The following is a 13,553-nucleotide window of genomic DNA, read 5'->3' as shown; positions in this document are numbered from 1 at the left end:
GATTTATAAAAACCGAATCACATGAAAAAATTCACACTATATATCGTTCTTTTTATTACTTCGTTAAATTATGCGCAAGAACTAAACTTGCCTGTTTTTACACAATATTTAGCAGATAACGATTTTATTATTTCTCCAACCTACGCAGGAATTGGAGATAACCTAAGAGTTAGAGCTAACGGACTAACACAATGGGTAGGCATAAAAAACGCTCCAGATAATCAGGCTTTGTATGCCGATTTTAGAATTGCAAACCAAACAGGTGTTGGTGTTTCTCTTTATAATGATAAGAACGGAAACACTCGCCAAAAAGGTGTTAAATTCTCTTTTGCACATCATATTGTTTTAGATTATAAATCGCAGCAATATCTATCTTTTGGTCTCTCTTATAATATTAATAGTTTTAGAATTGATATTGAAGATTTTGTAGGTACCGAAGAAATGCCAATTGTAGATCCAACCATTACAGACGACCGTTCGATTAATAACAGTAATTTTGATGTGGGTCTGCTCTACCGCTATAAAATGTTTTATTTAAGTTTAAACGCTAATAATATTTTAGAAAAAGATATTGATAACTTTACAGGAATAGAACCTAGTAAACTTTTAAACTATCAAGCCTATACTGGTTACATAATTCAAACGGCAAAAAACACAGAAATAGAACCTTCTGTATTTTACCAGAGGTACAATAACGATGGACGTTCTAGTACAGATATTAATTTTAAATATCGAAAATTTAATCGTTCAGGAGATTATTATTGGATTGGTGCATCGTATCGTTTTTTAAATGACCAAGCGCTAAAACCTTTAAATATTGGACCAATGGCTGGAATTATGAAAAAAGGTTTTTATTTAGGCTACTCTTACCAAATTACAATTAACGATTTATCTGGTTTTAATTCTGGAACACATGCACTTACAATAGGTATAGACTTTTTACAAGGTATGAGCGATTGCCCTTGTACTCAAGGAACAAGTTGGAGAAAATATAGAGGTGCTGGTTTAAATAAAAGATAATTTTACAAACCTCTATTAATCATTTTAATTAAATTATTTAGTTGACTGTCAACACCTTTTAAAACTTGTAATTCGTTTGCAGGAATACTAATATCTGGTATAGTACCATTTCCATCTAAGGTTTTTCCGTTTCTTTGAAACGATAACATTGTAGATACTTTTACACGTATGTTAGAATATTTTAAATGTGCTGTTTTCGAGTTACCACTAGAGCCATCGGTTGTTACACCAACTATTTTTACGTTTGGTAAACTTTTAAATGCGCTAGTAAAAACAGATGCAGCACTAAAACTATTCTCATTAACTAATGTATAAACTGGATTAGTATAACTTTTGTTTCCTTTGTGTAAAACCATATAAAATGGTTTGCTGAATTTTGAAGCATCAAACGTTTTTTGAAGTTTATAACTTCTGTTAAACTCATCTATCGCTCGCCTGTCGTTGTCTGTTAATTTTTCAGAATTATAACTATATAAATAACGCGCACTCATAGATTCTATAGCTTCAATTTCTTTTTTATCTGTTCTTAAATAAGCAACATTAGCAACCCAAGGCGACTGTTTTTCTTGTATAATATAATTTGCAAAAGTTTGAATAATAGCTCTTCCACCTCCGGGATTATTTCTAACATCTATAATTAAAGCTTTAGTATCCAATAGGTTTTCAAGAGCTTTTTCTATTTCATTTTCTAAGCCTTCAATTTCATCATAATTGTACATTCTTGGAATATTAATATATCCAATATTGTCTTCTAGTTTTCTACTTAAACCTTTAAAATCTCCATTTTCCATCTTAAGCATATTACTATAATTAGCTTTAAGTAACTTAGAATTGTATCCTTTTTTAGCAGAGGTTAATTTAAAGGCTTCAATTTTATCAGTAATGCCATCACTAAAAACCACTTTTACACTATCTAAACAATCAATATTATTTTTAAATAATAGCTCACCATATTTTTCAATTGCTCTACTCGATCTATATACTTTAGCATCCTTTGGTGCTTTTTTGTCTCTATAATTATAAGAATCTATTATTGTTTCTATAGTTATTCCATTTATGCTTTTTATATTGGGATACGAATTATAATAGTAACTATAATTCTCATTATTTACATCTTGTTTTGTTGCAACAATTTGTTCATCAAAAACTGCAACACCAAACGGAAGCCTTAAATTATACGTTTTATGATCTTCTTTACGGAAGGCTTCATTTTTAATTGATGAATGTCTATCTCCAATTTCCGACATGATTTTACTTATCGCGTTAGTAAATTCATTTATATCGATGTCTCCTTTCCTATTTTCAATTGAAGCTTTTAATTCTTTAATAGCAGATTTATAATCAAAAGATGAAAGTTGTGCGTAAGACGATTTGTTATCTAATATATTTTCGAAAGCTTTTAAATCTTCAATAGCTTCTACTATTGTTAATTTTTTAGGTAATAAATGTTTCGTTTTAGAAACAGCTTTGCTTCTATTATATTTAAGCGAACGTTGTCTGTTTTCTAAAGTAAAAAATCCAGTGAATTCTTTTGTAACACCATCTTTAGACAATTGTAATGCAACCTGTACATTAGGTTTGTAGTTTAATCCTTCTGTAAGTACTTCTACTAAATCTTCAGAAAATCGTTTTTGCCATTTATCTCCAAACTCCTTTTTACAATAATCTAAAAGTTCTTTTTTATTAATATGATCCAATTTTTGAAAATGATACCATTCATTTTCAAATTGAACAATGGGTTCATTATTTTCCCATTTAACAGCAGTAAAAGGTGACGCTCTTTCTATTTCTAGTTTTTGACCAAAACCAATAATTGAACTAAAACATAAAACAGCAAGTATAAAATACGTTCTCATTTTTTTATTTTTAAAGTGAATAATAATAGAACCTATTTTAATCGAAATCTTATAAAATGTTCTAGGCAATAGTAATCGAAATAATCATAAAATGTTTTTAAAGGTATAAAAAAATAAGCCACTACACTTCTATTGTTTTCAACACGTTTTTACATCAAAAAAAGAAAATAAGCCTAAGTGCTATATTTTTAATATTCCGTGCCATTGTAAATAAATTTTCAAATACGCGATTTATGAGCACTTCGTTTTTTATCCTTAAGAAACTAAAATAGTTAAGTTAATTAATATTTTAAAAAATGTTAGACCATTCAATTTTACATTTAAATTTGCTAATAGTAATAGCCAATAAAAAAGACAAAAATGAACACACCAATACAACACATACAGGTTAAAAATTTAGATGGTATTGCTGTAGACTTAATGGCAGCCTATAAAAATAAAATTCTATTACTTATTATTTATAATAACGATTGCTTAGGTTGCACGGGTCGTGCGATTCCTTTGGCTTATAAATTTCAACAAGAGTATCCAACAATTCAAGTTGCAGGCATCCATGCCGATTTTATAAACAGAGAAGGCACAAAAGAAAACATTAAAAGTATTTTTACAAGTGGAGAAGTTCCGTTTCCCATTTATATAGACGAGCAACATAAAGTATATAACCAATTTAATGCAGAAGGCACACCACAATGGTTGCTTATTTCTGAAAAAGGTGAGCTTTTTCGATCTATTTTTGGCTCACAAGAAAATGCTCAAAATAGATTGTATTACGCCTTGGAAAGTATTTTAAGTAATAAATAATATTATAAAACACGTTAACTATTAGTCTCGTATTTTTTCTTAAAATCTAAAGGTGTTACTCCTACCTTTTGTTTAAATAATTTAGAAAAATGTGCGTAATCATTATATCCTAATGTCTCAGCTGTAATAGATAATGATTTTTTAGAATGTACAATTAATCGTTTTGCTTCTAATAATACACGTTCTGTAATAAGCTCTGTAGTGGTTTTATTAATAGTTGTTTTTGTGATTCGGTTTAAGTGTTTGGAAGTTATATTCAGCTTATCGGCATAAAATGTAACCGCTTTTTCAGTTTTATAAAATTGGTCAATCGTTTCCTCTAAAATACTTAAGGCCTGTAAGTAAGATGACGAAAACACTTCTTTTCTAGACTTTATAGTTGTATAAATTCGAGATAAATCGATATAAACCAGATTAATAAGACTTGCTAATTTTTGATTTTTATAAGCGTCTTTTTCATGATACTCGTTATTTATTTCTTTAAATCTAATTTCTATAGCATCAAGTTGCTCTTCTTTTAAAATAAGATTTGGAGGATTCTCATAAGAATAGTAAAACGGAAACTGACTTAGTTTTTTATTCAAAAAATGAAACTCATAAAAATCTTGAGTGTGAAAAAAAATGTAACCTTTTGGGATACTAGTAAATTTCCAACTATGCATTTGTCCGGGCCTTAAAAAGAAAACACTACCTCTTGTAACATTATAAATATTAAAATCTATTTCGTGCGTACCTATACCTTCAGCAAAAAAAACACATAAAAAGAAATTGTGACTATGTGGTTTATGCACCATTTCTGCATTCTTTTTTAAGTGTACTCTTAAATCGTTACTGTAGAAATTAGATAAAGTCTCTTCTTCATCAAACTGCTGTATATTTAAAATGGGTAAGTTTTTCATAATAACAAATATGTCCTAAATATACAAATAATGGAGACATTGATACAAGTAATACACAATAACAATAGTATACATTTACAGTGTTAAAATAAGCAATTGTAGTAATTATATAAAAGGTGATTAAAACCCAAATAAGTACTATTTAGATGTGGTTTTTAATAAAAACATATAATTAAGAATAAAAACAGTTTGATTATGTCATTTTTAAAAGGAACTAAAGTTTATAGTATTTTCACTGGAAATTGTCCTGTTTGTCAAAACGAGAGTATGTACACTGTGCATAATCCATACAAAATATCAAGTACATTAACTATGAATGAACGTTGTAGCCATTGCAATACAAAATATAAAATAGAACCTTCTTTCTTTTTTGGTGCTATGTATGTTAGTTATCCTGTTGGTATCTTTTTTGGTGGGACTACTTTTTTTCTATCTTACTTTCTACTCCATCTTTCTTTAGCCATTTGTTATGTGCTAATAGTTACTGTAATGGTTATTGCATTACCAATAATTTTAAGAGTTTCTAGAAACATATGGATTAACTTATTTATGAAATATAACAAAACGAAATCTCTTACTACAAGAGAGAAAGTTGCAGGTTAACACGGCTTTTATTTTAAAGATATAAATCCTTAAAAATTTCACTTCATTTTAATTACAAAATCTCTTAAAAAACTATATTCGCGCCATGTGGATGTATTTAGGCTTATTGGCCGCACTTTTTTTAGGATTACATAACTTATGTAAAAAACATGCAGTACGAGGAAACGAGGTTTTCCCGGTACTTTTAGGTACTGTTTCTAGTGGCTTTTTATTTGTTGCAGCATTTTATTTACTCTCCATTTTCTACCCTGAATATGCAAAAGAGAATGGTTTTAATTTTCAAGATATTGCTTGGAAAATGCATGGCTTTATTTTTATTAAGTCAGCTATAATGGCCGCTTCATGGATTTTAGCCTATCAAGCATTAAAACATTTGCCACTAACTATTGTAACACCAATACGTTCGGCTGGACCATTTTTTACATTTATTGGAGCAATTGTAATTTATAAAGAAAGTCCTAATTTATACCAATGGTTTGGGTTTTTCTTAATTATATTTTCGGTGATATTATATTCTCGAATCGGAAAAAAAGAAGGTATTAATTTTAAACGTAACAAATGGATATTTGCCATTATAGGTGCTACGTTTTTAGGTGCTTCAAGTGGTTTATACGATAAGTTTTTAATTCAGAATTTAAGTTTAAATCCACAAACCTTACAGTTTTGGTTTTGCTTATATACTATCCTTATTTTACTAGTTATATTAAGTATTACCTGGTTTCCATATGCCGCAAAGCGTAAAGCATTTAAATTTAGGTGGTCTATTGTTGCTGTTGGTTTGTTATTAGTAGCTGCAGATTACTTTTACTTTAAAGCCTTGCAGGATCCTGAAGCTTTAATAATGTTATTGTCTGCAATTAAAAGAAGTCAGTTAATTATAGCTGTGGTAATTGGAGGTATTGTTTTTAAAGAAAAGAACAAACGTAAAAAATTAGTGCCTTTAGCAGGAATTATGATTGGCGTGTTTTTAATCTTGTATTCTAATGGTTAGGTCTTTATTCTATAGATTCTTCGCTGCGCTCTGAATGACAGTTATAAAGCTACTAAAAACTCTACTTATAATGAAAAAAATCTCAATGCATTGTCATTCAGAAGGAGGAACGACTGAAGAATCTATTGTTCTATAATAGAAGATTCTTCGCTGCGCTCTGAATGACAGTTATACTCTGAGTGATAGTAATGATTTTAATAACAACTATATAATTACTAACATTTTTACTTGTTATAAAAAAACGCAATGCATTGTCATTCAGAAAGAGGAACGACTGAAGAATCTAACAACCTTATAAAAAGAGATTCTTCGCTGCGCTCTGAATGACAGTAATACTTTGAATGGAAGCTCTAAATCGTTTCATCTAAAAATGACCAATTTTTATTAAATTCACTAATTAATATTTCTTTCTTAGCTCTACTTTTTCCTTTAATTTGTTTTTCTCTTTTTATAGCATCTTCAATATTAAAAAAATGCTCATGATAAATTAAATAATAACATTTATATTTACTCGTAAATGCTTTTGAAAAAGGAAGTGGATTTTTATGAAAATAGAGTCTTTCTTTTAAATTATTAGTAATTCCAACATATAATACTGTTTTGTTTTTATTTGTAAGTATATAAACATAGTAATTATGGGAAGCATGAATTTTCATAACTTAAAGATATAAAAGAATCTTTTGTTAATGGTTATGTTATTGAATTTTAAGATTCTTCGCTGTGCTCTGAATGACAGTAATGTTCTGAATAACAGCTATAAAACTATTAACATTTCTACTTGTAATGAAAAAAAATCTCAATGCATTGTCATTCAGAAGGAGGAACGACTGAAGAATCTATTGTTTTATAATAGAGATTCCTCGCTGCGACCTGAATGACAATAATGCTCTTAATAGCAGTTATATCGCTACACTTAATTCTACTTGTAATGAAAAAATATCAATGTATTGTCATTCAGAAGGATGAACGACTGAAGAATCTATTGTTTTATAAAAGAGATTCTTCGCTGCGCTCACAATGACAAAAATCCTCTAAATGACAACCACATTCAAATGGCAGTGACACACTAATTAATAATGTCACATTATATGACAAAAAAAGCCCATCAATAAATTGATGGGCTTTTGTAAAAACTTGAAGTATATATCTTAGATAACTTTTACGTTAACTGCGTTTAATCCTTTGTTTCCTTCTTTAAGGTCAAATTCAACTTCGTCACCTTCTCTAATCTCATCGATTAGTCCTGAAACGTGTACAAAATGATCTTTATCTACACCTTCTTCAGTGATGAATCCAAATCCTTTTGTGTCGTTGAAAAATTTAACTGTTCCTTTACTCATAATAGTATTATATTTAATTTTAATAATTACTTTATACAAGTCAAATATTATGCCAAAGCATCTTTAATGACAATTTTGCTGTTTAGTACATGAAATTATTACGCTCCTACTGCATCCTTTTTACCTAATTGCTTAAGTGTTTTGGTATGGTCTATAATGGCTTGAAAAAAAGACTTCTTAACGTGGTAAGGCATCCCAAACTCTATCGCAGTATCCGATACTATTTTGGTTAAGTTTTTATAGTGTACATGGCAAACATCTGGTAACACATGGTGTTCTACTTGATAGTTTAATCCTCCAATAAGCCAAAATAGAAATTTACTTCTTGGAGCAAAATTGCAAGTCGTTGCAAATTGATGCGCATACCAATTATCGTTCATTGCGCCATCTTCATCCGGTAAAGGAAAAGTATTGTCATGCATTATATGTGCCACCTGAAAAACAGTACTTACTAAAAGACCTGTAACAAAATGCATGCATATAAAAGCTAATAAGATAGTATACCAAGCAAATGGTAATAAAATCATAGGTAATACAATAGCATAAGAATAGTAAAAAAGTTTCCACGCTGTCATGCTAATTAAGGCTTTTTTATATTCATTCTTTTTGTTTAAAAAGCCCATGTCTCTATAACGTTTTAAACGCACAAAGTCTTTAGTTGTAATCCACGATATAGTAGAAATACCATAGAAAAACCAAATATAAATATGTTGGTATTGGTGAGATTTATAATGTTTTGCATGTGGTGAAAACCTTAGAAAAAATGGCGCATTTAAATCGTCGTCAGAATGATCAATATTAGTATATGTATGGTGTAAAACATTATGCTGTATTCTCCAAACAGTAGCATTAGCTCCAATAAGATTAAAAGAATAACTTAATATTTTATTTACAGTTTTGTTTTTAGAATATGATCCGTGAATGGCATCATGCATTACGCCCATTCCAATACCTGCCATACCAAATCCGCTAAGAATATATAAAGCAAATAATTGCCAAGTTGCTGTTACCAAACCGGAAGACAATAAAGCCAATGGCACAATAAATAACGATAGCATAATAATAGTCTTAACAACCATTGTTGCATTACCGTTTCTGCTTTTTTTATGTGTTTTAAAATACGTATTTACTCGTGACCTTAACGTTCTTGCGAAGTCTGGATTTATATCTCTTGAAAATTTTGGATTATTGATGCTATTAATTTTTAAATTAGAATAATACGACGCACAGATTTTTTATACTGAAAAACGCTTAATTAAAAATTGAAAAAGACCAAATGAAAATGTTTAATGAGTTTAAAGGAAACCCATATAATAAAGCTATCAACAACTTAAGTTGTAAATATAGATGAAATATATAGCCTTAAGCTAAACTATTCAATGTTTCTATAATTAATAGGCTAATAGCTTGGTCTATAAAATTACAAAAACAAAAAAAAGCCCATCAGTAATGATGGGCTTTTATAAAAACTTGAAGTATATATCTTAGATAACTTTTACGTTAACTGCGTTTAATCCTTTGTTTCCTTCTTGAAGGTCAAATTCAACTGCGTCTCCTTCTCTAATCTCATCGATTAATCCTGAAACGTGTACAAAGTGATCTTTGTCTACTCCTTCTTCTGTAATAAATCCAAATCCTTTTGTGTCGTTGAAAAATTTTACTGTTCCTGTACTCATAATAATATATTTAATTTTAATAATTACTAACTAGAATGCAATTACAATGCCACAAATAGAAACACTATACTTTTTTCCTTGAAGTAATAAAATAAACACCTGTTAATAGTACTACTGCAGCTACCATAGATTGCGTACTTAGTTGTTCGTCTAAAACATACCAACCTAAAAGCATCGCAACAATTGGATTTACATAAGCCGATGTTGCTACTTTCTCTGTAGACACTTGCTTTAACAAGAAATTAAAAGCCGTAAAAGCAACAATACTTCCAAAGGTTATTAATAAAAACATAGCTGTTTTTACATTAGTACTCCACTCTAATGGTGAAATCCATTCTTCTTTGGTTAATAAACTTGCACAAAGTAACATTATACTTCCAATAGCCATTTGGTAACCTGTTGCCACAAAATAATTTTTTGGCATATCTGCTTTAGAAACAAATACACTAGCATAACTCCAGCCCAAAACACAAGTAAAAATCATAAAAATCCCTAAAAGTGCACCTTCATTTGCTACTAAATCTTGCTGACTTACCAATAAGTACATACCTATAAGTCCTAAACCTACTCCTATTAAAGACTTAGGTTTCATTTTTTTATTATCCATTAAACGCATTAATAACAATACAAATAAAGGTTGTGTAGATGCCAATAATGCTGCAAAACCACTATCTACATACTTTAATGCCCACACAAAAACTCCATTTCCGTAGACTAAAAATAGAAATCCAACAAGTATTGAATTTCGAAACTGTTTTTTTGTAATAGACAGTTTCATTTTCATGATTTTTGCAATGCTAAAAATTAAAACACTTGCACAAGAAAAACGAATGGATGCCAAAAAAAATGGAGACAACTCGGTAACTGCAATTTTATTAAGTAAATACGTTGATCCCCAAATAATGTAAATAGAGAAAAACGCTACTATAATCAGGACTTTTGAGTTAGACTTCGGCATACTATTTTAGTTAATTTTAAAGGGCTAAAAATAGTTCTTTTAATCAATCTTAAATGCGATAATATAAGAATTGTTTTAAAGTTATTTTTTAAAGAAACTATTATAGAAAAAGCATAAAAGCTTCCAAATATTGGAAGCTTTTTAATGTCTTATAGGTATTAAATGTTTCTTTTTAGTGATTTTAACAATCAATTACTTTATGTTTCATTTAATATCCTATGCGTAAATTTAATAGTATATCTGGTGTTTAAAAACAACGGTATTAACTTATTGTTATGTTATTTTAACCCAATTAAGTCGTATTTCTATTCAAAACCATCTTTAATGAGTCTATGAGAAAAAACAGATATACTTTTTTGTAGCATTTATCAATTATAGCAATAGTTTTCTACCAATCTATTGGAAAATAATCCTTTAAAAACTTACCACTCCAGTGTTTACCGGTATTAATACCATCTATTAATGGATCCATAACCCGAGCTGCACCATCTACAATATCTAATGGAGGTTGGAAATCGTGTACTTCCACTTTCTTTTTAGATAAAGCTGCTGGATCTTCGTCTGTAACCCAACCTGTATCCACTGCGTTCATGTAAATACCTGCTTTAGCAAAGGTTCCAGCAGAAGTATGCGTTAACATATTTAAGGCTGCTTTTGCCATATTTGTATGTGGATGTCTGTCTTCTTTTTTAAACCTATGAAACTTCCCTTCCATTGCCGACACATTAATTATGTGCTTTTTGCCTGTGTTTTCTTTCATCATTAAATTAGACAAACGATTACACAATACAAAAGGTGCAACAGCATTTACAAGCTGTACTTCTACCATTTCGGTAGTTTCAATTTCACCTAATTTTAATCTCCAACTGTTAGTTTTACGTAAATCTACTTGCTGTAAATCGGCATCCAATTCACCTTCTGGAAATACCTCTGCTGTTTGTAAAGAGTTATCGAAACTATAAGGGATTTGAGATAACTCTGCTGAGTTTCTTAACCCAATACCTGGTTCTGGACCATGCCAAGTTACAGGTAATACATTGTTTTTATCTGTTTTAGAAGGTCCAACACTTAAGCTAGACAGTTCTTTTAAACAACTTTCGTGATCTTGTAATAACGTTTGTGCTAGCTTTGGTAACTTATCGATAGGTAACTTTTCATTTTCCATTAAATGGAAATAAAAACCAGACGGACGCCTAACCGTTTGCGCTGCGTTATTTATTAATATATCTAAGCGGTCGTATTTTTGTTCTATATAGTTACAGAAAATCTCTACACTTGGTATGTGTCTTAAATCTAGACCATGAATATGTAAACGATCACTCCACGTGTTATAATCCTCTTCTTTAGAAAAACGAATAGCAGAATCTGCCGGAAAACGTGTAGTTGCAACAACTGTTGCACCAGAACGCAATAACATTAATGTAATATGGTATCCAATTTTTAATCGAGAACCTGTAATTACAGCCACTTGATCTTTTAAATCTGTAGTTTGAAAACGTTTAGCATAGTTTAAATCGCCACAATCGGTACACATCGTATCGTAAAAATGGTGCAATTTAGTATAGACTGTTTTACAAACGTAGCAGTTTCTTGGCGATTCTAATTCTGGAGTATCTTCGTTAATTACGGCAGCTGCCAATAATTTTGGTGCTACAAATAAAGCCGCTTCTCTAGCCGAACGAATACCAGTAGATTTTCTAGCATGCTTATCGCTTTCAATCATTTTACGCTTTGCCGCTTTTTTAGCGTCTTTACGTCTGCGTTGAAACTCCTCACGACTTGGGCGTGTTAAGGCACCAGCGACTTTAAAAAGTGCTACTCTTTGGTCTTCTGGTAATTCGAAAAGTTGATCGGTATCATCCAATAACTTCTGAATTGTTGCAATACAGTTTTCAATCTCTTGATTGTTATTCTTTTCCTTCATAAAATTATCTAACGGTGTATTGTCTTTTCTAGTGTTTCTTTTTTATCAGAATTAATATGATAAAAATTTAGAGTTAAACTTCTCGGTACAATTCCTTATACTTCAGAATCACTCGAAATGACAACATTCTATTATAAAAATTACTTATTTTTCTTCTTTTTAGGCTCTTCTGGCTTTTCTTTACTCGCACTGGTTTGCATCAAGTAATTCGCCAGTATTTTATCTACTAATTCCTCTTTTGTTAAATGATGGAATATGGTTTTAATTTGTCCTTTTAAACCTTCATTGACCTCTCTATTAGGTTTCGCTTTAAATATTTTTTTAGCCCATAATAACGTATTATTATCTTCTATACTTTGGGCATCTGGCTTTTTAAAAGGTGTAAAACTAATGTTTAACTCTTCTTCAAACTCACCAATATCTTCTACTTCTTCTTTCTGTATAATTGTAAGCGATAAACCGTTTGCACCTGCTCTAGCAGTACGTCCGCTTCTGTGCACATACGCTTCGTAAGTATCTGGTAAATGGTAATTTACTACCCAAGACAACTCTTTTACATCAATACCACGCGCCGCTAAATCTGTAGCCACTAAAATATCAATATGACCTTCTCTAAACTGACCCATAATACGATCTCGAATACCTTGAGTTAAACTTCCATGAATGGCTCCAGATGAGAACTTATTAATCGCTAATTTTTTTGCTAGTTTATTTACTGCTGCTTTTGTTTTACAGAATATAATACCACGCTGTCCTTCGTTTGCATTTAAAAAATGAAGTAAAACTTCAAGTTTCTCTATCGGTTCTACAACTATGTATTGGTGATCGATACCTTGATGACCAACAGATTCCATATTCGCTTCAATTTGCACTACATGTTTAGACATGTAATTTTGAACCATTTGCATAATGGTTCCTGGCATTGTAGCTGTAAAAAGTAATGTTCTTCTGCTTTTTGGTAAAGCTTTAATAATAGCATCTACGCCTTCTTTGTGCGCACTTACCATTTCGTCTGCTTCATCCAACACAAAATAGGTGATGTCTTTAACGTTTATAGCATTGCGTTCTATTAAATCTGCTAAACGTCCCGGAGTTGCTACTACAATATGAGTTGTTTCTTTTAATCTTTCTATTTGTGGTTTTATTGGGATTCCTCCAAATAATCCTGCAATAGATACCTGCATGCTTTCTGCATTATAAGACTCCAAATTATTAAAAATTTGTTGTCCCAATTCTCTTGTAGGTGCAAGTATTACAGTCTGAATAGAAGATTTTTCTATGTCTATAAGTTGTAATAATGGTAAACCAAAAGCTGCAGTTTTACCTGTTCCTGTTTTTGCTAATGCAACAACATCTTCTTTTTGGTTTAGAATAACAGGAATAACTTTTTCTTGAATATCTGTAGGTACAGAAATTTGTAAAGCCGCTAAACTTTCTTGAAGTTGCTTATTAATCCCAATATCTGAAAACTGTTTTGACATAAAA

General features: G+C 30.4%; 13 protein-coding genes. 4 read left to right on the top strand and 9 right to left on the bottom strand.

Annotation, left to right across the window (positions count from 1 at the left end; genetic code table 11):
* The first annotated feature begins 21 nt into the window (after positions 1-21).
* Positions 22-1,020, top strand: a complete 999-nt coding sequence (locus tag Q0935_RS01125; RefSeq protein WP_299381650.1) for a type IX secretion system membrane protein PorP/SprF — start codon at positions 22-24, stop codon at positions 1,018-1,020.
* A 2-nt stretch (positions 1,021-1,022) separates the two neighbouring features.
* Here the strand turns inward: Q0935_RS01125 and Q0935_RS01120 are convergent, their stop codons facing one another.
* A complete protein-coding gene (locus tag Q0935_RS01120) occupies positions 1,023-2,876 on the bottom strand; it encodes a S41 family peptidase (protein WP_299381647.1) in 1,854 nt (617 codons plus the stop codon).
* A gap of 360 nt (positions 2,877-3,236) precedes the next feature.
* Between Q0935_RS01120 and Q0935_RS01115 the strand changes: the two genes are divergently transcribed.
* Positions 3,237-3,677, top strand: a complete 441-nt coding sequence (locus Q0935_RS01115; RefSeq protein ID WP_299381644.1) for a redoxin domain-containing protein — start codon at positions 3,237-3,239, stop codon at positions 3,675-3,677.
* Between the two features lie 14 nt (positions 3,678-3,691).
* Here Q0935_RS01115 and Q0935_RS01110 read toward each other — a convergent pair whose 3' ends face one another.
* Positions 3,692-4,576 carry a helix-turn-helix transcriptional regulator gene (locus Q0935_RS01110; protein ID WP_299381642.1) on the bottom strand — a complete coding sequence of 295 codons (885 nt, stop codon included), beginning with the start codon at positions 4,574-4,576 and terminating at the stop codon, positions 3,692-3,694.
* A gap of 195 nt (positions 4,577-4,771) precedes the next feature.
* On the opposite strand from Q0935_RS01110, the gene Q0935_RS01105 reads away from it, so the two are divergent.
* The gene (locus Q0935_RS01105) at positions 4,772-5,179 is read left to right on the top strand and encodes a DUF983 domain-containing protein (protein ID WP_299247946.1); all 408 of its coding nucleotides are present in this window, start codon (positions 4,772-4,774) and stop codon (positions 5,177-5,179) included.
* 85 nt (positions 5,180-5,264) lie between these two features.
* On the top strand, positions 5,265-6,170 hold the full coding sequence (locus Q0935_RS01100) for an EamA family transporter (RefSeq protein ID WP_299247949.1): 906 nt from the start codon (positions 5,265-5,267) through the stop codon (positions 6,168-6,170).
* Positions 6,171-6,520: 350 nt separating this feature from the next.
* On the opposite strand, the gene Q0935_RS01095 is transcribed toward Q0935_RS01100, so the two are convergent.
* The 7 genes from Q0935_RS01095 to Q0935_RS01065 form a co-directional block, all read right to left on the bottom strand.
* A complete protein-coding gene (locus Q0935_RS01095) occupies positions 6,521-6,826 on the bottom strand; it encodes a GIY-YIG nuclease family protein (protein ID WP_299381639.1) in 306 nt (101 codons plus the stop codon).
* A 492-nt stretch (positions 6,827-7,318) separates the two neighbouring features.
* Positions 7,319-7,510: a cold shock domain-containing protein gene (locus Q0935_RS01090; protein WP_055437223.1), complete on the bottom strand. Its 192-nt coding sequence runs from the start codon at positions 7,508-7,510 to the stop codon at positions 7,319-7,321.
* Positions 7,511-7,608: 98 nt separating this feature from the next.
* A complete protein-coding gene (locus tag Q0935_RS01085; RefSeq protein ID WP_299381636.1) occupies positions 7,609-8,589 on the bottom strand; it encodes an acyl-CoA desaturase in 981 nt (326 codons plus the stop codon).
* Between the two features lie 405 nt (positions 8,590-8,994).
* Positions 8,995-9,186 (bottom strand): cold-shock protein, encoded by a 192-nt coding sequence (locus Q0935_RS01080; RefSeq protein WP_100996022.1) that lies wholly within the window; start codon positions 9,184-9,186, stop codon positions 8,995-8,997.
* A 64-nt stretch (positions 9,187-9,250) separates the two neighbouring features.
* Entirely contained in the window at positions 9,251-10,144 is an 894-nt protein-coding gene (locus tag Q0935_RS01075; RefSeq protein WP_299381633.1) for an EamA family transporter, read from the bottom strand.
* Positions 10,145-10,532: 388 nt separating this feature from the next.
* Positions 10,533-12,068: an SDR family oxidoreductase gene (locus Q0935_RS01070; RefSeq protein WP_299381630.1), complete on the bottom strand. Its 1,536-nt coding sequence runs from the start codon at positions 12,066-12,068 to the stop codon at positions 10,533-10,535.
* Between the two features lie 140 nt (positions 12,069-12,208).
* Complete coding sequence (locus tag Q0935_RS01065; RefSeq protein ID WP_299381627.1) at positions 12,209-13,549, bottom strand: DEAD/DEAH box helicase; 1,341 nt, start codon at positions 13,547-13,549, stop codon at positions 12,209-12,211.
* Positions 13,550-13,553: the final 4 nt, after the last annotated feature.

The organism is uncultured Lacinutrix sp. (assembly GCF_947500605.1).
Taxonomy (GTDB): domain Bacteria; phylum Bacteroidota; class Bacteroidia; order Flavobacteriales; family Flavobacteriaceae; genus Lacinutrix.
This window is presented reverse-complemented; position numbering and strand designations above follow the sequence as displayed.